This is a genomic window from Mycobacterium montefiorense, from assembly GCF_025823255.1.
In the GTDB taxonomy this organism is placed as follows: domain Bacteria; phylum Actinomycetota; class Actinomycetes; order Mycobacteriales; family Mycobacteriaceae; genus Mycobacterium; species Mycobacterium montefiorense.
In genome coordinates this window covers 82,461-100,922 of the sequence record NZ_JACKVL010000015.1, presented here as the reverse complement: position 1 = coordinate 100,922, position 18,462 = coordinate 82,461, and the positions used below count along the sequence as shown (strand labels likewise).

The window sequence follows — 18,462 nt, the reverse complement described above, 5'->3', positions numbered from 1 at the left end:
CACACGCGATGATTGGAATAATCAAAGCCGCTTGTGCGTTTGCTGGTCACACTTTCAACATCGAAACGTGTTGTTTACCTGGATAACTCATTCATCTCCGTGCCGGAGACGGCTGGGTGAGCACATCGGCAACCTGCTCGCGAAGCAGATCGCGCCGAAGTTTGGCAGTCGCGGTTTTGGGCAGCTCGGTCATCATCACGAAGGCGCGAGGTCGTTTGAAGGCGGCCAATTCCTCGCGGCACCAGGCGTTAAGTGACTCGGCGTCGACGGTGTACCCCGGCCGCGGTACGACGCACGCGACGGGTTTTTCCAAACCGGATTCGTCGGCGGCAGCGACGACGGCCGCCTCGACGACGCCGGGATGCGCCAGCAGCCGCTCCTCGACTTCTGCCGGCGACACCCAGATGCCGCCGGCTTTGAGCATGTCGCCGGAACGGCCAAGCCAGCTGTACGTGCCATCGGCGTTGCGCGCGACGGCATCGCCGGTGCGCAGCCAGCCATCGGAAAACACCTGTCGGGTGGCATCGGCCCGGTTCCGGTAGCCCGAGGCGATCGAGGCGCCTTTGACATGCAGGATTCCGGGCGCCCCCACAGCGTCGATGACGGCGCCGGCCTCATCACGCAGCTGCACTTGGTAGCCGGGCACCGGAACGCCCGCTGATCCCGCTCGCGCCTCGCCCGGCCGGTTGGAGAGAAAGATATGCAGCGCCTCCGTCGAGCCGACGCCGTCCAGCACCTCGACTCCGAACCTGTCCCGAAACCTGTTGAACAGCACTGGAGTTAGCGCTTCACCCGCCGAAACTGCTGGTCGCACTGACGCGAAGGTGTCATTCGGCAAATCGCTGGCCAGCAGCGACGAGAAGAACGTGGGAACGGCGAAGAACAGTGTTGGGCGCTCGGCTTGGATGCATTGCGCGATGACGGCCGGTGTCGGACGAACTCGCTGCAAGACGGTGGCGGCCCCGACGGATAGCGGGAAAAAGCAGGAATTGCCAAGGCCATAGGCGAAGAACAGCTTTGCAACCGACAGGCACCGGTCCTGGGGCGCGATGCCCAGCAGCTGGGCGCCGTAGCTCTCGGCGACGCTACGGATACTGCCGTGACGGTGTATCGCGGCCTTGGGCATGCCGGTGGTACCCGATGTGTAGAGCCACTGTGCGGACGTGTCGTCGTAGGTGTCGCACGCCGTGACGACCGGATCGGCCGATGTCAAAGAGTCCCAGTGGTGCACGGTGGCGCGGGCGAAGCCGCCGATTTCGGGCTTGCCGTCGAACACCACGTCGGCGACATCGGGGGCCATCGTGGCGCGATGGCAATCGCAGCGACGAACTCCGTTGAAGCGCATACTATTCGAACATGCGCATCGGCGACTAGCTTGCCCAGCTCCGGTCCGGACAGCATGGTAGAAACCGGGATAGCTATGGCGCCCAGGTATATCGTTGCCAGGATGCCGGTCAGCAGTTCGACGTCGTCAACCATGCACAGCATGACCCGGTCCTCGCGCCGCACGCCCAGCTTCTGCAGCCCGCCGGCGACGCGATGCACCTCAAGGGCCAGGCCTTGGTAGTTGAGCGTGCGGGTCGAACTGACGACCGCGGTGCGCGTGCCTCGCCCTTCCCGCAGATGCCGATCGACGAGATAGTCGGCGGCATTGAACACCGTCGCCGAATGTTCAGGCGAGGTAGACATATTCGAAATCGAACGGCTTGTCATTGATGCCCTGGGTAGGTGGCGCGACCCAGCTGGCGATCTTGCCCGGCTCGTACACGGGCTGCATCAGGGAGCGTACGAAGGTTAGGTCGTCGTTGGTGGGCAACCAGTTTGGCTTCGCTTCCTCCCACGAGGAGCTGTCCATGATGGTGCCAGTCGGGGTGATGTGGTGGTCGGCGTAGGCGCCGATGGTGCGGTTGAAACCGACATGGGGTAGTTGGAATCGATAGTCGATCCCGTTGTCGGCGAGGATCTTGTTCCACCGCTTGACGCCGCTATGACAATCGCTGATGTACTCGGTGCGCAGGTCCAGATTCAAGGCCAGCAGCGCCGGTAGCTCGTCGGTGTCCCATGTTCCGTCGACGGTGGGCCTGTTGAGCTCAGTGTTGGCGTTGACGAGCAGATGATCGTCGGTTCGTCGCTCTTCTTGCCAGCGACCCTTCAACCCCACGGTGAAGTAATTGGCTGCGTTGGTGGAGGTTTCGCTGCCGAACAGGTCCAGCGAGACGCTGTAGTGAAAGTTGATGTACTTCTGGATGATCTCCAGCGGGATGCCGCCGAACGGTCCGATGTCGCCGGTGTCGTGCTCACGCACCAACTGGGCGCTGCGAGCCACCACCCGATCCACCCCCGTCGTGCCGACGAACATGTGGTGCGCCTCTTCTTTGAGCATGAACTCACAGGTGCGTGACAGCGGATCGAAGGCACTTTCTTTCAGCGTGCCGAGCTGATATTTGCCGTCCCGGTCGGTGAAGTAGGTGAACATGTAGAACGCCAGCCAGTCGGCGGTGGTCTCGTTGAACGCGCCCAGGATGCGCGGTGAGTCGGGACTGCCGGAATTTCGGCAGAGCAACGCCTCGGCTTCCTCGCGGCCCTCCCTGCCGAAGTAGGCGTGCAGGAGGTACACCATCGCCCACAGATGCCGGCCCTCTTCGACGTTGACCTGGAACAGGTTTCGCAGGTCGTACAGCGACGGTGCGGTCATGCCCAGTAGCCGCTGCTGCTCCACCGAGGCCGGCTCGGTGTCGCCCTGCACCACGATCAGTCGCTGTAGGTCGGCGCGATGTTCGCCGGGCACCTGCTGCCACACCGGCTCACCTTTGTGCTCCCCGAAGGCGATGCGACGATCGGGCTTGGGTTCGGCAAGAAAGATGCCCCACCGGTAGTCGGGGAGACTGACGTGATCGAAGTGAGCCCAGCCATCGCGACCCACGGCGACTGCGGTGCGCAGGTACACACCGTGGGTCTGGACTGCCGGCCCCATCTCGCTCCACCAATTGAGGAACTTGGGCTGCCATCCCTCCAGGGCGCGTTGCAGTCTGCGGTCGCAGGACAGGTCGACGTTGTTGGGGATCTTGTCTTCGTAGTTGATCGATGTGGTCACGAGGCTATACCCGCTTTGTGTCGAAGTTGGCCGATTTTCCGGTGCCGTATCGGCGTAGCGCCCCTTCGGGGCCGGAAGCGTTGGGCCGCAGGAAGATCCAGTTCTGCCAGGCCGAAAGCCGGCCGAAAATCTTGGTCTCGACTGTTTCGGGGCCGACGAAGCGGTGATTGGCCTCCATGCCGGTGCAGGCGTCCGGTGACAGCGCCGCGCGACCCTCGACGACGACCCGAATTTCGTCCTGCCAGTCGATGTCGTCGGGGGCGACGGTAACCAGCCCCAGATCGGCGGCGCGGGCCGCGCTCAATTCAATGCCCATTTCCTTGTCCCGCAACAGAGTTAAGTGATCGCTGTGGCCGAAGAAGCGCGACTCCAGCCGGCTCAGGCCGTTGCCCATCGGAAAGGCGCCGAAGTTGGCGGCCGTTAGCCGCAGGCTCGCACGCAACTCGCTGTTCTCGTCGTCGAGCGGCGGGCCATCGAGAATGTACTGGCGGTCGCAGGCCAGGGCCAGCTCGGTCAGCATCCCGGTGTAGGCACTGCCCGGCTCAATCAGGGCGATGAGGCTGCGGCTGGTCACGTCCAGCCGCTTGCACACCCGCTTGTAATACAGCACGATTTCGTTGGCAAGCCAATGGCTTTCAGTATTTTCCAGTAGCAGACGTTCGTAGCCATCGACGGTGGCCATGTCGCCCTGGGTCTGCAATAGCCAGATGCCGATCTCCGTTTCGTTAGTCCGCAGCCGCAGGATGAGGTCGTCGAGCTGACGTGTCAGCGCCAGCGGCCAGAACGCGGCTCCCTGCGCGGCGGCTTCGTCGAAGTCGGCGGGTGCGGGCCGAGCCGGGGCATGGAGCGTGATGGTGGCGGTCGAATTCTTCCGATCAATGGTGGCGCTGACGTAGTCGTAGCTGATGCTGTCGGAACCGACCTGTCGGTTCAGCGCAACGAGTTCGACGCCGTGGACGTCTGAGGGGCGTTGGGAGCGCGCGGCGAGTTCGGTGGCGCGGCGGCGGACCGCGTCGTCGAACTGGCGCGGCGTGGCCAGCTCGTCGACCAGCCCCCACTGCGCAGCGGTCTTGCCGCGTACGCCGTCGGAACGGGTGGCGAATACGTCCGCTAGATCCTTTCGCACCCAACGTTTGTCGACGACGCGGATGAGTCCGCCGGTGCCGGGCAGCACGCCCAGTAGCGGCACTTCGGGTAGCGATACCGCCGACGAGTTGTCGTCCACCAGCAGGATGTGGTCGCAGGCCAGCGCAAGTTCGTAGCCGCCGCCCGCACAGGAGCCGTTGACCGCGGCCAGATATGTCTGCCCCGAGTTCTCGGTGGCGTCTTCGATGCCGTTGCGGGTTTCGTTGGTGAACTTGCAGAAGTTCACTTTCCATTCGTGCGTCGAGGCCGCCAGCATCCCGATGTTGGCACCCGCGCAGAACACCTTCTCCTTGCCGCTGGTGAGTATGACGGTCTTGACCTCTGGGTGTTCGAATCGCAGTCGCTGCGTTGCGTCGTAGAGCTCGATATCGACACCGAGGTCATACGAGTTGAGCTTCAGCTCGTAGCCGGGTATCAATCCGCCGTCCTCGGATACGTCGAGCACCAGCCACGCCACCTCGCCGTCGAGGCGCAGGTTCCAATGCCGGTACCGGCTGGGATCGGTGTCGAAGCAGACATCGGGTCCCGGGGGTGCGCCGAGGTCAGTCACGTGTCCGACATCGATGCCGACTGCCATCGGTCCTCCTAGGGGTGGGAGCCGCATGCCGCTTCAATATATGACACTATTACTGCGGATCGCAAAGAATCTGTAGAATAATGCCGCGATGGATCTATTCGGCCTCGGCGGCGAACTCGCGCCACCGGCGCTGGGCGCCGTCATGCCAGCGCTGGCGCTGATCCTTGAAGAGCCGGGCCGCAGGTGTCCCGGTCCAGTGCGGTGGCAGCAATACGGGTGGAAGCTGTGGATCGAGGAACGGGAATCGGCGCCACTCGTGTACCAGCCTGATCTGGGCGTCGAACACGTCGTCGGGCGCCTCCGGTGCGAGTCCGCTGAACTCGGTGATGAATTCCTGGTAGCGGCAGTCGATTTCGGTCAGGTCCCACGCGTCGTTGACCATGTCTCGCTCGCTGCCGAGCGCACCGTACTCGGCGACAAACGACAGCGCCTTGCTCGACAACTCCAGGTTGTCCAGGATGTCTTTGGCTGCTGCGGCTACGGCCGTCCTCGGCGAGATCCATACGCCCGGTGACGGCGAGCCGAATCCGGCCCAGCTCAATTGCGCGCGCAGCTTGTGCCGTAGAACGCGCATCGATTCGGGTATCGAGACCAGCACCACCAGCCAGCGGCCATCCCACGACGATTCGTCGGATCCGAAGGTGTAGATGCGCTGGGCACCTTCGGCGAGTAGCTGCCGCCCCGCATCGGTGAGGAACCAGCGCGCCCGACGGCCCACCCGATTTGACGATAGCCATCCCTGCGCGGCCGTACGTGCCAGCGCCTGACGCGCGGACCCCTCGTCGACACCCAGCGTGGTCATTGCCCGCACCAAAGTGCCGGTCCAGACCTGTTGGTCGGTCGGTAGCACGAACTCACCCAGGATCGTCATGAGCAGTGAGCGGGTGCTCGAATCACCGGCTTGATGCCGCCGACTCATGGATGGGACGACTTCAGGGCGTTCGTCGCCCGCATCGCCTCGCCGCGACACTCCCGCCACGTCGCCCTCCTTCGCCAAGCACGCGAACCTCAAGCTTCTCATTGTCGTGGCGGCCGCCGCCGGCTTAGTTGTCGAGCCGGCGGCACTTCGCGTCCTGGCGGCATGGGACAACAACGCTGCGGCGCCTAAGATCCCCTGTATGAGTAGGGCATTCGTCGTCACATTCGCGGTCGGGTTGCTCGTCGCAGCATTCGGTCTGATCTGGGCGCTGCAGGGATTCGGAGTGCTTGGTGGGAGCCCGATGAGCAACACCACAACCTGGTCCATCATTGGTCCGATCACGGTGGTGATCGGCATCGTGATCGCGGTATTCAGCTGGCGGAAGATCTCGTCGAAATAGTCCGTCAGGTCTCCGCCACGGTGAAGGCTACCGTGTGCCAGCCGGTGGCGCCGTCGGGGACGCTACCGACCTGATCCGAAGTTTGAGTAGCCCCGGTGTTGTCGGTGGCGCGCACCGTGATGGTGTGCCTCCCAGGGGTTTTCGCCTGCCATCCGAAGCTCCACAATCGCCAGGTCGCGGTGGAATAACTCGCTCCCAGTTCGGCGGGCTGCCACCCGTCGTCGTCGATGCGGACCTCCACAGCCCGTACCCCACGATTCTGTGCCCACGCGACACCGCCGAACACTACGGATCCCGTCGCCAATTTCTGACCGTCTTTCGGCACGTCGATGCGCGACTCGGTCTTGATCGGCGCCTGCGCCGCCCAGCCGAACCGCGTCCAGTACGCCTTTGCCCTGTCGAAACGAGTCAGCTCCACGTCGACGACCCACTTGGTGGCGGACACATACCCGTAGAGCCCCGGCACCACCAGCCGGGCCGGGTAGCCATGCTCGATCGGCAGCGGCTGACCGTTGAGGCCCACCGCCAGCAGCGCCTCGCGGCCGTCGGTGAGGGCCTGCACTGGCGTGCCTGCGGTGAATCCGTCGATCGACGTAGAGAGCACCATGTCGGCGTTCGCGTGCACACCGGCTGACGCCAGCAGGTCGGACATCCGGTAGCCCCGCCATACGCCTGTCGAAATCAGTTTTCCCCCAACGGGATTCGAAACGCAGGTCAATGTCGTCACCATCTCGACCACGTCGAAGTGGGCGAGGTCGCCGAAGTTGTAGGTGACTTCGCGGTTCACCATGCCGTGGATACGCAGCCGCCAGTCGCCGTGGCTGAGTTGGGGAACGCTGAGTGCGGTGTCCACCCGGTAAAAGTCGGTGTTGGCGGTGATAAAACTCGGTAGCGCGACGCCGTTCGGCTGCACGTCGGCAGGTATAGCTGGAGCCGGGATGCGCGGTGTGGGAAGCGTGACCGCGTTGCGGTCGGCGGCCACCGAATGCACCAATCGTGTGATGGCCGCACCCAGCACACCACTGACTACGCCGAATCCGAGCAAGCCGAACACCACTAGCGAACGCCTGCGCGCGTCCGGCTCGTCGTCGGCCGGGTCTTTCGCGTCGGGCCAGAACCGGCGGGTGAGAAAGCGCAGGATCGCCACGCCGCAGACGGTGCCCGCGACCGTGGGGATCGTGTCGAGCAACGTCGCGCCCGGCCGTGACAGCACTGCGGTGCATCCGAGGACGCCCGCCGCGGCGATCACAGCGCTGCCGACCGGGCGGCGCTGAGTTTCGAAGCTCCCGGCCAGCGCCGCGATGGTGGCGATCACCACGAGCACGACGATGGCCAAGAAGATTTTGTCCAGCGAGCCCAGGGTTTGAATCGCCCACTCTTTGATGGGTCCCGGTGTCAGGTCGACGACCACCGAGCCGACTGCGGTACGCGCATCGGCCCGCGCGCCGAACGAGATGCCCGCCAGCTCGGCTACCCCGAGCGAGACGGCCGCGGCGGTGACCCCGGCGATCATCCGCTCATTCGACGGGGCGACAGCCATCGGATTACTCTACTCGCGTCCATCTAGAACACAGTAAAACCTTGCCGGGCAAGCGAACCCCCACCGGTGACGTCGTCGAAATGTCGGCCAAGATTCACGACCTACGTGCGCACTGGTTTGACGGTTCAGGACCGGAAGGTTTCCGTCAGAGAATCGAATATTGCGTTGTTGCCTTCGCGGGTCGTAGCGGTACGCGCAGTGACGGCCACCTCATCGTTTTTCACTTTGAGCATGAACGTTGGGCTCACCCCCGTCTTGACATCGTTCGAGGATCCAGCGGGTAGCGAGAATTTGAATCGGCGCGTCACTGTGGCCAGGACGAGGATCATCTCCGCCATCGCGAAGTTCTGGCCATAGCACACACGAGGACCGCCGCCGAAGGGAATCCAGGCGAATCTGGGCATGGTTTGAGTGGACCCATCCAGCCAGCGTTCGGGTCGGAATTCATGCGGGTCTGCGAACCAACGTGGATCTCGCTGTGTCACATATGGGCACACGATAATTCGCTGTCGAGGTTGAAAGTCGTAGCCGCACAGCGTAGTCGGTGTCTTCACCACATGCCCCGGCAGCGCAAAAACGGGCGGGTACAGGCGCAGTGCCTCTTTGACCACCGCCTCAATCACGGGTAGGCCCTTGATGTGTTCGAATGTCGGCTTGCCGCAGCCGACCGCTTGTTCGACCTCTATCGCGATCCGATCTTGCAGCTCCGGCCGCCGTGCCAGGATGGCGCCGATGAAGCCCAGAGAATTAGCCGAGGTCTCGTAGCCGCCGAGGAACATGTTGTGCATCTCGTCGAGCAGTTGCGCTTCCGGCATCGGCGTGCCGTTGTCGTCTCGCGCCTCCAAGAGCATGTCAAGCAAATCGGTATCGCGATCTAACCTCAGCTCGTGGCTCTCGTTGAGGCGCCGCTCAACGACAGCTCGAAAGAGCACTTTCAACCGATTCGATGCGGCGCGCAGGCCGGTCCTCAAGGGTGTCGGAACCCGTGGGGGTAACCAGTTCCCGAGGACAAACTCCATGCTATTCAAAAACAGCTGCCGATCCATGATGCGTTTGATCTCGTCGCTTTCCGACTTGGTCAGATCCGCACCGAACAAGGTCCTTGTCATGATCCCTCTGGTAGGCCGTTCGATCTCGGCCCGTATGCTGAGGACTTCGCCGCTGGACCACTGATCGCACATGTCTTCGGCCAAATCGACCATGGTGTTGGTGTATTCGGAGATTTTTTGCCTGTGCATGCCTGGCTGCAAGATCCGCCGCTGCTTCTTCCAGAGAGCCCCTTCACTCATGACCAGGCCCTTGTTCCCGATGACGTGCGCGTGCTCTTGAAAGCCGCCCACCAGCGTTCGGCCCAGCGGGCCATTGGCACCCGCCGCGGCAAGAACTTCACCGATCTGTTCTGGGTGGAAAAACAACGTCTCACGCATGGGACCGATCGACCATTCGACCGCGTCGCCGAACCGCGTGAGTCCCGCAATGAACTGCGGCCACCCGCGAGCGATCCTGCGCAGATCGCTCCGCGAGCGCAGCGGGTGGGTTAACGGAGGGCGGGAAGTGCCGTCAGGCGGGTGACCCATCGCGTGCTTCTCCTCCTGCCTCACTGACATGTTTAGGGTATCCTAACTATCTATATAGTTAGGCCGGTCGAACAATTCGGGGGACTGGCTAAGGGATCCGGCGAAGACGCGCAGCGCACGGTGCACCGCGATCAAAGAAGGGAGCTGCCGTCATGCCACGACCGATGCCCGCTGTCGGCGCCGCATCCGTGGAAACGCACATCGACACTCCGAGAAGCCTGCGGGAGTACATCAAGAACACGGTGATCAACACCGCGCCGCCACTGGTGGGCTATTACGGGCTGCGATTGCTGGATATAACACCATATTTGGCTCTGGTCGGCGCGATCGTGGTCGCTGCGGCGCAGGGGTTGCTCACCATGGTGCGCAAACGAAAGTTCGAGCCCATCAACGGCCTGGTGATACTCGGTGCCGCCTGCTCGTTGACCATCGCGTTCATCACAAAGAACCCGCGCATCGTGCAGGTCATCGAACTCATACCCGTGTCCCTGCTGGTGTGGTCGCTCGCCGCGAGCGGCCTGCTGCGCAGGCCGACCTCGGTCAAAATCGCCAGCGCGATCGTCCCCAGCCTCGCAGCCACCGCGCTGCCCCAACGGGGGTGGACACCGCAAGACATTCAGGACTGGCATGGCCTGCACGCCCGGCTGTGCGCCGGTCTTGGCCTGCTCTGCGGCCTGTTTCCGTTGGTAGCGATCGTCTGGATTTTCACCTTTCCGGTGGACGTCTCCCAGATCCTCATTGTGGCGATCGGCCCGACGCTGCTCATCCTGTCTATCGCGGGTGCCATCGCTTTGCTCCGCAGATTCGTTCAGCAACGTGACCAAGTGGCTGCCGAGCGCGCCGACCCATCCGCGGACGCCAGTCCAGAGCAATCTCGTTAAGAGCGCGCTCAAAATAGACATTTGAGCATGGACGTATTGGACACGTCCGGAAATTCCAAGTGTTGGCTGCCGCGCCAGGTATGCGCGAATTGCGTTCTGTATCAAGGTTATTTGCGGTTCGCCACTACGGCTCACATGCGCCATGCGCTGGGTCAGGGGATGGCGAGGGCCGACAAGATTTCTGTCAGCGGGCCCAGGGTCTGAATCGCCGCCCACCCGTGTCCACTTAAAGCCCGGCAAAAACCTTGCTGGGCAAGCGAACCAGCGCCTCAACACCCCAGCAAACAACGCTGCTCGTTGGCGGTGTGGTTGAAGAAAACCCTGCGCAAAGCCGAGCTGAGCCGTAAGTTGTTCGGTAGGAGTGCCATCCGTCTGATCGACATCGTCTCAGCGCGAGAACCAGAGGGGACACGTATGACTGGCAATCCGCAGCCCGATGGTGGCGGCACGGCTGCCCACGCCCCGCTTGAGTTACTGCTCGATCAGCGTGGGCGCCCGCCAGTGCTGAAACGCTCCGTCAATCTCGAGGACTGGGCCGGGGGGATAGCGCAGGAGCAGGCACGGGTGCCCGCGATTCGGATCAGACGACGCTGGATCAACACACTGTGGCTGATCCCCATCGGCGTGGCCGGCCTCGTTGTCTCGATTGCGCTGGCGCAGCAGTTACGTCAGTACGGCTGGATGCAGAGCTTCATCGAGACCTATCCGGGAACATCTAGCGCGTATGCACCGGCCGTCACCTCCGGATTTCCGGCCTGGCTGCGTTGGCAGCACCTGTTCAACATCGTTTTCATGATGTTCATCATCCGGGCGGGACTACAGATTCTCGCCGATCATCCACGGCTGTATCTCAATTCGGGCTGCCGCCCGGGAACTGAATGGTTCAGAATGCGCGACCCGGTTCCACCGGACCGCATGGACCAAGAGGACGCGGCGCGGATGTGGACGGCCAAGGATGACGCCGTCGCGCTTCCGAAATGGTTGGGCATACCTGGCATACGCCACACGATTGGGCTGGCGCGGTGGTGGCACTTCAGCTTCGATCTGCTGTGGCTGGTGAACGGCCTTGTCTTTTACGTACTGCTGTTCGCCACCGGCCAGTGGCGCCGGATCGTTCCACGATCGTGGGATGTTTTCCCCAACGCGCTCTCCACGGCCGTTCAGTATGCGTCGCTTGATTTCCCGCCAAACGCAGGTTTCACGAATTACAACGGGATGCAGATTATCGCCTACTTCAGCACAGTGTTCGTCGCTGCGCCATTGGCTTTCGGCACCGGACTATTACAGGCGCCGGCGATTGCGGCGCGGTTCGGTTTCGGCCGGGGTGTTCTTAACCGGCAGGTCGCACGGACCGCCCATTTCGCAGTGCTTGTGTGGATGGTGTTCTTCATCTTTGTCCACACGCTGATGGTGTTCACCACCGGGCTCGTCGGGAACTTGAACCACATCGTCTTGGGCACCGATACCAAATCGTATTGGCCATTGTTGGTCTACATCGTGGCGATGGTCGTCATCGCCGGCATGTGGTTGAGTGCGTCTCCGGTCACGCTGCGCTATCCCGGTGTGGTTCAGGTTGTCGGTCGCTGGACCGTGGGATGGTTGAAGGACGCGATGGAACGGCTCCGTCCCAACGCCACCTATTCTGAAAGCGATATTTCGCCGTACCTGTGGCCAAACGGGACGCTGCCGACCTCCGATAACTATCGGCGTCTGCAAGCCGGCGACTGGAAAGACTATTCACTGCGCATCGAGGGGCTCGTCGGGAATTCGGTCACGCTGTCCTACGACCAGCTACGCGCACTGCCCAAGCACGAAAAGATCACCCAGCACTACTGCATTCAAGGATGGTCCGGAGTCGCTAGATGGGGTGGTGCCCGCATGTCGGACATTCTCGATCTTGTGCACCCCCAACCGTCGGCTCGCTGGGTGGTGTTCTACTCGTTCGCCGAAGGAGCGGGCGGGCCAGCCGAAGGCCGGTACTACGACTGCCACAAGATCGAGCACATGCACGAACCGACGTGTCTGCTCGCCTACGAAATGAATGGCCAGCCACTCAACGAAGCCCATGGTGCGCCGCTGCGGCTGCGCAATGAGCGCGAGATCGGTTTCAAGCAGGTCAAGTGGATCGAGGCGATCGAGTTTGTGGAAAGCTTCGACCATCTCGGGTTCGGGCAAGGCGGCTACAACGAAGACCACGAGTTCTACGGTTACCGAATGCCGATCTGACATCGAGTCCGGTTAATTACGAACAGATTTGGCGAATCATCTAGGCGGCGCGGGGATTCTCCAGCACGACGGCGACCCCTTGGCCCGACCCGATGCATACTCCGATGACGCCGTAGCGGGCGCCGCGCTCATGCAGCTCGGTGGCCAAGGTGAGCACGTAGCGAGTTCCGGTGGCGCCGAACGGATGTCCTATCGCGACAGCGCCGCCGTTGGGTGTCAGCTTGTCGTCGGGAATCACGAAACCGCCGAGCTGGTTGGGAAGTTCGCGCAACACACCGAGTGCTTGGGCGCTGAAAGCCTCATGGACTTCCCACACGTCGATCTGCTCGGGAGTCAGACCCGCCCGGCGGATCGCCATCGGGATAGCCCACGCGGGCGCCAGTCCCATGATGAGTGGGTCGATGCCGTATACGGCGCCAGACACCACCCGGGCCAGTGGCTCTATCCCGAGTTCGGCCGCCTTCTCACCCGAGGCGACGACGACCGCGCTCGCGCCGTCGGTGAGCGGAGTGGAGTTGGCCGCGGTCATCTGCGTGGTGCCCGGCTGGACCGGCAGGGCGGCCAGTGTCTCGGAAGTGGTGTCATCGCGGATGAATTCGTCATGCTCGGCCAGCCGCGCCGGGGTTTTCTTCGTCGCCGGGATTGGCACGCTCATGATCTCCTTGGCGAACCGGCCGCGGTCGCGTGCGGCCTTGGCGTGCTGCTGGGACCGTAGCGCGAACGCGTCGATCTCCTCGCGGCTCAGCGAGTACCGGTCGGCGACATTCTGCGCGGTCTCGATCATGCCGATGTAGGCGTTGCGGGCGAGCAGCACGGGGTTGGGTGGACCGCCCGCGCCGGACCACATGGTGTCGAGCATGAGCACCGGCCCGCGTGGGCTAAACGGTGCTGCGCCCTTCATCAGCGCCCACCCCGACCGTGACATCGATTCGACCCCGCACGCGATGCCGACACCCAGGTCGCCGGCTTTGATGGCATGGCTGACGCTGACCAAGGCGCTGAGCGACGACCCGCAGTATCGATTAAGGGTTGCCCCCGCGACGCTGTCGGGGAATCCGACCGCGAGTGCGGCCCAGCGGGCAATGTCACCCATTCCCTCGTGCGCGGGATTCACGCAGCCGGCGATGATGTCTTCCACGGCATCCAGGGGTACTCCGACGCGTTCGCACGCACCTTTCATGGTCATGCCCAGCAGCTCGTCGGTGCGGATGCCGGACAGCGTGCCGCCGTAGCGGGTGAACGGCGTGCGCACGCCACCTAAGACGTAAGCCTCAGTCATGGTTAACCTTTCAAGTATCTCGGTGTGGTCAGTGGTGGTGGGAGCGAGACTCGGTGCTATCGCGATGTTGCTGGGCCGCGTTGGTGCCTCCGGCGGGATAGGCGTGGATCATGGCGGTGGTCAGCTTGGGCACGGCGTGAATCAGATCGTGTTCTGATTCGTGGGCAATGCGATGCGCGGCCGCCAGGCTCAGTGCGGGGTCAATGTCGAGCTCGGCATCGGCGTGCAGCCGGTGTCCGATCCAGCGCATTCGTACGTTGCGCACCGAACGTACGCCCGGCCTGGCGGCGAGCGCGGCTTCGGCAGCGTCGATGAGTTTCGGATCGACGCCGTCCATCAGACGGCGGAACACATCTCGCACCGCCGTGCCAAGCACGGCCAAGATGGCCACCGTGATCACCAGGCCGACGATCGGGTCGGCAAGCGGAAAGCCCAGCGCCACACCGCCGGCACCGATAAGCACCGCCAAGGAGGTAAAGCCGTCGGTGCGGGCGTGCAGGCCGTCGGCGGTCAGTGCGGCTGAACCGATGCGTCGTCCAACTCGGATGCGGTAGATGGCAACCCATTCGTTACCGAGGAACCCGAGCAGACCGGCTACCGCGACCCAGCCGACGTGGTCGATGGGCCGGGGATTGATCAGCCGCTCGACAGCCTCATATCCGGCGACCATGGCCGACAGCGTGATCATCGCGACCACGAACAGACCGGCCAGGTCTTCCACCCGGCCGAACCCGTAGGTGTAGCGGCGGGTTGCGGCCTTGGTGCTCAACGAAAATGCGATCCAAAGCGGCACTGCGGTCAGTGCGTCGGAGAAGTTGTGGATGGTGTCGGCGGCCAGCGCGATGGAGCCGGAGAGGACCACGACGACGATCTGCGCGATAGCGGTCGCGCCCAGGACCAGCAGGCTGACCTTGACCACGCGGATGCCGTCGGCGCTGGATTCCAGCTCAGTGTCAAAGCTGTCGGCCGCGTCGTGGGAATGCGGCGCAAAAGCCCCTTTGATCCCGGCCCACAATCCCTTCCGATGGTGGTGATCGTGTCCATGTTCGTGGGTGTGATCGCTCATCGCGCGTTCACCTTTCGAGGCCGACGGTCGGTCGCGATGCCCCGTGCTTGCGCGTCGCCTCGGTGATGGGGCGGCACTCCGGGGCCGGCGTGTTCGGCATTGAAAACCGCATCGATCACCAACTGGCGGACGTGGTCGTTTTCCAGCGCGTAGAAGATCGTGGTGCCGGCGCGGCGGGTGCGGACGAGCCGCGCCATTCGCAGCTTGGACAGGTGCTGAGACACCGACGGTGCGGGCTTGTCCACCTTTTCGGCGAGGTCGTTGACCGACAACTCGCCTTCGGTTAGCGCCCACAGCACCCGAATGCGGGTGGGGTCGGCCAACATTCGGAAGACATCGACGATCAGGCTGACCCGATCCTCCGTGAGGGATTCTGCAGCATTATCTGCATACATACGCAGATAGTAGCTTATGGGGCGGTGCCTCGCGTCTGACGGTCTGCGCGCCGTTACTCGTATGCCTGGTGGTGAATCGGGGTCCCCTCAGAACTTCGCGACAGCCCCCGCGTCGACCGGCAATGCCGCTCCGGTGATGTACTGCGCCTCGTCGGACGCGAGAAACAGCACGGCATTACTGACCGCACGCGCCTCGATCACCGGCACGGGCAGCATGTGGAAGTGGCCGATCACCGCGGCCGTGTCGGCCATGGTTGGATCGGGGAGGTCCGGCCGCAGGGTGCGGTGGAACTGTTCGTTGTCAATCATTGGCGTCAACACGTTGCCAGGGTGGATCGAGTTGACTCGAATCAACTGCGGTGCAAGTTCATTCGCAAGCGAGTTCATCAAGCCGACCACGCCGTGCTTTGCCGAGGCGTAATGCGCCATGTATCCGCCTCCGCGCAGTCCCAACATGGAGCTCACTAAGATAATGGATCCGCCGCGGCCGTCGGACATATGCGGCACCGCAACCTTGATGGTGTGCCAGACCCCGGTGAGGTTGATATCGAGCATGGTCTGCCAGGCTGCTTCTTCAATCAGCGCCGCGGGCGCCGGACTGCCGCTGATGCCGGCATTGGCAACCACCACATCGGGCCGGCCCAACTCGTCGATCCCGTGCTGCAACGCATCGCGAAGACTTGCGAGGTCTCTGACATCGGCCTTGGCGGTCACGATGCGCCGATCCAACTTCTCAACCAGCGCCGCGGTTTCGTCGAGATCGGCCTCCGTCGCTTCCGGATAGTTGACACCTTCGATGTCGCCACACATGTCTACGGCAATGATGTCCGCGCCTTCCTCGGCGAGGCGGACGGCGTGTTCGCGGCCCTGGCCGCGCGCAGCACCCGTGATGAATGCGACTTTGCCTGCCACTCTGCCGCTTGTCATGGCGATCACAATATCGCTGACCGCCACGCGCGCCCGCTCAGGAGTCGCAATCCGTTAAGCGCGACGACGATCGTGGACCCTTCGTGCCCTGCGACGCCGAGCGGCAGTGGCAGGTGGCCAACCAGGTCCCAGATGACGAGTCCGGTGATGAACGTGGCCGCGATGGCCAAATTCACGATGACGGCGCGGCGGGCGCGACGCGACAGGGCAACGATGGCCGGGATCGTGCTGAGTTCGTCTCGGACCGTGACGGCGTCGGCCGTTTCCAAGGTCAGATCGGACCCGTTGCGGCCCATCGCGATTGACGAGTGCGCGGCGGCCATGGCGGGTGCGTCGTTGATGCCGTCACCGACGAACAACACCCGCTGACCGTCGGCCTGTAGCTGCCGCACGGCGGCGACCTTGTCATTGGGCAGCAGGTCGGCCCGGACATCTGCGATCCCGACCTGTGCGGCCAGATGTTCTGCTGCCGGCCGGGTATCCCCGGTCAGCAGGGCCGGCGGCCTGGACGTGGTCGCGGTGATCGCGGCGACCACCGCGTCGGCTCCCTCGCGCACGGTATCGTCCAGTCCCAGCACGCCCACCGGTACTGCGTCGACGATGACGAGAACTGCGGTGGTGCCTCGGCTTTCGAGACGGCTTGCGGCGGGCGGATTGCTGTGAAAGGCCCGCGGGCTCAGTACTTCGACCGTCTGGCCCGCGACACGCGCGCGCACGCCGCGACCGGGAAGCGCTCGAAACTCCGTTGCTTCCGAAATTCGGAGTGCGCGTGCGCGGGCGGCAGCCACCACCGCGCGGCCGAGTGGGTGCTCGCTGAATTGCTCTGCGCTGGCCGCGATCCGCAGCACATCGTTGTCGCAGTATCGGTCGTCGATCGAGGCGATGCTGGTGAGTTGCGGCGTTCCCGTCGTCAGGGTTCCGGTCTTGTCGATGGTCACCTGGGTGGTGTCCGCGAGGTGTTCCATCGCCACCGCCGACTTGACCAGGACGCCCTGACGTCCGGCGTTGGCGATCGCCGAAAGCAGCGGCGGCATGGTCGCCAACACCACCGCGCACGGCGACGCCACGATCATGAACGTCATCGCCCGCAGCAACGTGGACTGCAGGCCGGCCCCGGAAACCAGGGGGACCGCGAACAGCGCCAGGGTCGCCACCACAACGCCCACGGAATAGCGTTGCTCGACCTTCTCGATGAACAGTTGCGTCTTGGCTTTGGTGGCTGACGCTTCGGCGACAAGAGCCACAATTCGGGCGACGACGGTGTCGGACGGGTTTTTGATCACGCGAATACGCAGTGCCCCAGCGCCATTGAGCGTGCCCGCGAATACTTCGTCATCGATGGACTTGCCGACGGGCATGTGCTCCCCGGTCACCGACGATTGATCGACATCGGATGCCCCGTCGACGACGACGCCGTCCGCCGATACACGCTCACCGGGGCGCACGCTGACGAGGTCGCCGATGCAAAGGTCTTCGCCGTTGACCGATACTTCGATCCCGTCAGGGTCGATGCGGACAGCGCGATCGGGTGCGAGGTCGAGCAACCCCTTGATCGAATCTTCGGTGCGTTTGGTCGCCGCGTCTTCCAATGCGCCGGACGTGGCGAAAATGACGATCAACAGCGCGCCGTCGAAGATCTGGCCGATGCTCGCCGCGCCAATGGCGGCGACCACCATGAGCAGGTCGACGTCGAGCGTGCGCGAACGTAACGTTTGCAAGCCTTCCCATGCCGGTGTCCAGCCGCCGGTGGCGTAGCACGCTAGGTAGAAGACCCACCAACTCCACCAGGGGGCGTCAAATAGCTGAGCCGTGAGTCCGGCCGTGAACAGCACCAGGGCCACCGTGGCCCACCGGATCGAGGCGATTGACCACAGACCCGAGACGCGTGGCTGCCCTGGCAACGGCCTGCGCGTCGGCTGCACGGTGGTGCTACTCATCGAAGCGGCTCCATCCCCATCGCCGAGCGAAACGTCTCTACATGTATACATGTAAAGCTCTACACGTATCGTATTGTTTTGTGGACGCATGCTTCAATTGAGAAATGGGACACGGAGTCGACGGGCGGGTACCTCCACCGGCCGCCCTGGATCCCGCGTCGGCAAGCAGGATCGCCGAGACACTGCAAGCCTTGGCGTCACCCAACCGGCTGATGATCCTGACCCGGCTGCGGCAATCCCCGTGCTCGGTCGGCGACCTCTCGACTGCGGTCGGGATGGAGCAGCCGGCGGTGTCTAACCAGTTGCGGCTGCTGCGGGCGCTCGGCCTGGTTACCGGTGACCGCAGCGGCCGCAACATCGTCTACCGCCTCTACGACACTCACGTCGCTCAACTGCTCGACGAGGCCGTCTATCACATCGATCATCTGCGTCTCGGCGCCAGCGATACCTCCGCCTGAACTCGGCGGCCATTTCTTCTGTCGACGTAATAGCCTGAGG

Annotated in this window: 16 protein-coding genes; 4 read left to right on the top strand and 12 right to left on the bottom strand. The window is 63.4% G+C overall.

The features are described 5' to 3' along the window. Window positions 1-91: 91 nt before the first annotated feature. From H7K34_RS19480 to H7K34_RS19460, 5 genes are all read right to left on the bottom strand, one after another. Window positions 92-1,300: a benzoate-CoA ligase family protein gene (locus H7K34_RS19480; RefSeq protein ID WP_264063729.1), complete on the bottom strand. Its 1,209-nt coding sequence runs from the start codon at window positions 1,298-1,300 to the stop codon at window positions 92-94. Further along, on the bottom strand, window positions 1,210-1,689 hold the full coding sequence (locus H7K34_RS19475; protein ID WP_264063728.1) for an AMP-binding protein: 480 nt from the start codon (window positions 1,687-1,689) through the stop codon (window positions 1,210-1,212). The genes H7K34_RS19480 and H7K34_RS19475 overlap by 91 nt, the downstream gene beginning before the upstream one ends. After that, complete coding sequence (boxB, locus tag H7K34_RS19470) at window positions 1,673-3,094, bottom strand: benzoyl-CoA 2,3-epoxidase subunit BoxB (RefSeq protein WP_264063727.1); 1,422 nt, start codon at window positions 3,092-3,094, stop codon at window positions 1,673-1,675. The genes H7K34_RS19475 and boxB overlap by 17 nt, the downstream gene beginning before the upstream one ends. Before the next feature lie 4 nt (window positions 3,095-3,098). Then, a complete protein-coding gene (boxC, locus tag H7K34_RS19465; RefSeq protein ID WP_264063726.1) occupies window positions 3,099-4,817 on the bottom strand; it encodes a 2,3-epoxybenzoyl-CoA dihydrolase in 1,719 nt (572 codons plus the stop codon). A 94-nt stretch (window positions 4,818-4,911) separates the two neighbouring features. Beyond that, a complete protein-coding gene (locus tag H7K34_RS19460; RefSeq protein ID WP_264063725.1) occupies window positions 4,912-5,796 on the bottom strand; it encodes a PaaX family transcriptional regulator in 885 nt (294 codons plus the stop codon). 139 nt (window positions 5,797-5,935) lie between these two features. On the opposite strand from H7K34_RS19460, the gene H7K34_RS19455 reads away from it, so the two are divergent. Continuing rightward, window positions 5,936-6,136, top strand: a complete 201-nt coding sequence (locus H7K34_RS19455; protein WP_108925646.1) for a hypothetical protein — start codon at window positions 5,936-5,938, stop codon at window positions 6,134-6,136. Window positions 6,137-6,140: 4 nt separating this feature from the next. Here H7K34_RS19455 and H7K34_RS19450 read toward each other — a convergent pair whose 3' ends face one another. Together H7K34_RS19450 and H7K34_RS19445 are read right to left on the bottom strand one after the other, a co-directional pair. After that, window positions 6,141-7,676 (bottom strand): molybdopterin-dependent oxidoreductase, encoded by a 1,536-nt coding sequence (locus H7K34_RS19450; protein WP_264063724.1) that lies wholly within the window; start codon window positions 7,674-7,676, stop codon window positions 6,141-6,143. 125 nt (window positions 7,677-7,801) lie between these two features. Beyond that, window positions 7,802-9,277, bottom strand: coding sequence for a cytochrome P450 (locus tag H7K34_RS19445; protein ID WP_264063723.1), 1,476 nt, complete (start codon window positions 9,275-9,277; stop codon window positions 7,802-7,804). Between the two features lie 128 nt (window positions 9,278-9,405). Between H7K34_RS19445 and H7K34_RS19440 the strand changes: the two genes are divergently transcribed. Together H7K34_RS19440 and H7K34_RS19435 are read left to right on the top strand one after the other, a co-directional pair. Beyond that, window positions 9,406-10,134 carry a VC0807 family protein gene (locus tag H7K34_RS19440; protein ID WP_264063721.1) on the top strand — a complete coding sequence of 243 codons (729 nt, stop codon included), beginning with the start codon at window positions 9,406-9,408 and terminating at the stop codon, window positions 10,132-10,134. 414 nt (window positions 10,135-10,548) lie between these two features. Further along, a complete protein-coding gene (locus H7K34_RS19435; protein ID WP_264063720.1) occupies window positions 10,549-12,360 on the top strand; it encodes a molybdopterin-dependent oxidoreductase in 1,812 nt (603 codons plus the stop codon). A gap of 40 nt (window positions 12,361-12,400) precedes the next feature. On the opposite strand, the gene H7K34_RS19430 is transcribed toward H7K34_RS19435, so the two are convergent. The 5 genes from H7K34_RS19430 to H7K34_RS19410 all read right to left on the bottom strand — a co-directional run bounded on the left by H7K34_RS19430 (window position 12,401) and on the right by H7K34_RS19410 (window position 17,964). Continuing rightward, window positions 12,401-13,639: a thiolase family protein gene (locus H7K34_RS19430; RefSeq protein ID WP_264063718.1), complete on the bottom strand. Its 1,239-nt coding sequence runs from the start codon at window positions 13,637-13,639 to the stop codon at window positions 12,401-12,403. A 28-nt stretch (window positions 13,640-13,667) separates the two neighbouring features. Beyond that, window positions 13,668-14,705 carry a cation diffusion facilitator family transporter gene (locus H7K34_RS19425; RefSeq protein ID WP_264063717.1) on the bottom strand — a complete coding sequence of 346 codons (1,038 nt, stop codon included), beginning with the start codon at window positions 14,703-14,705 and terminating at the stop codon, window positions 13,668-13,670. Further along, window positions 14,702-15,100, bottom strand: coding sequence for an ArsR/SmtB family transcription factor (locus H7K34_RS19420; RefSeq protein WP_264063715.1), 399 nt, complete (start codon window positions 15,098-15,100; stop codon window positions 14,702-14,704). Before H7K34_RS19420 ends, H7K34_RS19425 begins: the two co-directional genes overlap by 4 nt. Window positions 15,101-15,187: 87 nt before the next feature. Further along, window positions 15,188-16,027: a mycofactocin-coupled SDR family oxidoreductase gene (locus H7K34_RS19415; protein WP_264063801.1), complete on the bottom strand. Its 840-nt coding sequence runs from the start codon at window positions 16,025-16,027 to the stop codon at window positions 15,188-15,190. 5 nt (window positions 16,028-16,032) lie between these two features. Beyond that, a complete protein-coding gene (locus tag H7K34_RS19410) occupies window positions 16,033-17,964 on the bottom strand; it encodes a heavy metal translocating P-type ATPase (RefSeq protein WP_264063713.1) in 1,932 nt (643 codons plus the stop codon). A 104-nt stretch (window positions 17,965-18,068) separates the two neighbouring features. On the opposite strand from H7K34_RS19410, the gene H7K34_RS19405 reads away from it, so the two are divergent. Then, complete coding sequence (locus tag H7K34_RS19405; RefSeq protein ID WP_264063711.1) at window positions 18,069-18,422, top strand: ArsR/SmtB family transcription factor; 354 nt, start codon at window positions 18,069-18,071, stop codon at window positions 18,420-18,422. Window positions 18,423-18,462: the final 40 nt, after the last annotated feature.

What these genes read in the sequence shown, in the direction of transcription:
- H7K34_RS19440 (WP_264063721.1), top strand. Translation starts at nt 9,406, where the DNA reads ATGCCACGACCGATGCCCGCTGTCGGCGCCGCATCCGTGGAAACGCAC.
- H7K34_RS19455 (WP_108925646.1), top strand. Translation starts at nt 5,936, where the DNA reads ATGAGTAGGGCATTCGTCGTCACATTCGCGGTCGGGTTGCTCGTCGCA.
- H7K34_RS19410 (WP_264063713.1), bottom strand. Translation starts at nt 17,964, where the DNA reads ATGAGTAGCACCACCGTGCAGCCGACGCGCAGGCCGTTGCCAGGGCAG.
- H7K34_RS19480 (WP_264063729.1), bottom strand. Translation starts at nt 1,300, where the DNA reads ATGGCCCCCGATGTCGCCGACGTGGTGTTCGACGGCAAGCCCGAAATC.
- H7K34_RS19430 (WP_264063718.1), bottom strand. Translation starts at nt 13,639, where the DNA reads ATGACTGAGGCTTACGTCTTAGGTGGCGTGCGCACGCCGTTCACCCGC.
- H7K34_RS19435 (WP_264063720.1), top strand. Translation starts at nt 10,549, where the DNA reads ATGACTGGCAATCCGCAGCCCGATGGTGGCGGCACGGCTGCCCACGCC.
- H7K34_RS19420 (WP_264063715.1), bottom strand. Translation starts at nt 15,100, where the DNA reads ATGTATGCAGATAATGCTGCAGAATCCCTCACGGAGGATCGGGTCAGC.
- H7K34_RS19475 (WP_264063728.1), bottom strand. Translation starts at nt 1,689, where the DNA reads ATGTCTACCTCGCCTGAACATTCGGCGACGGTGTTCAATGCCGCCGAC.
- H7K34_RS19450 (WP_264063724.1), bottom strand. Translation starts at nt 7,676, where the DNA reads ATGGCTGTCGCCCCGTCGAATGAGCGGATGATCGCCGGGGTCACCGCC.
- H7K34_RS19415 (WP_264063801.1), bottom strand. Translation starts at nt 16,027, where the DNA reads ATGACAAGCGGCAGAGTGGCAGGCAAAGTCGCATTCATCACGGGTGCT.
- boxC (WP_264063726.1), bottom strand. Translation starts at nt 4,817, where the DNA reads ATGGCAGTCGGCATCGATGTCGGACACGTGACTGACCTCGGCGCACCC.
- H7K34_RS19425 (WP_264063717.1), bottom strand. Translation starts at nt 14,705, where the DNA reads ATGAGCGATCACACCCACGAACATGGACACGATCACCACCATCGGAAG.
- H7K34_RS19405 (WP_264063711.1), top strand. Translation starts at nt 18,069, where the DNA reads ATGGGACACGGAGTCGACGGGCGGGTACCTCCACCGGCCGCCCTGGAT.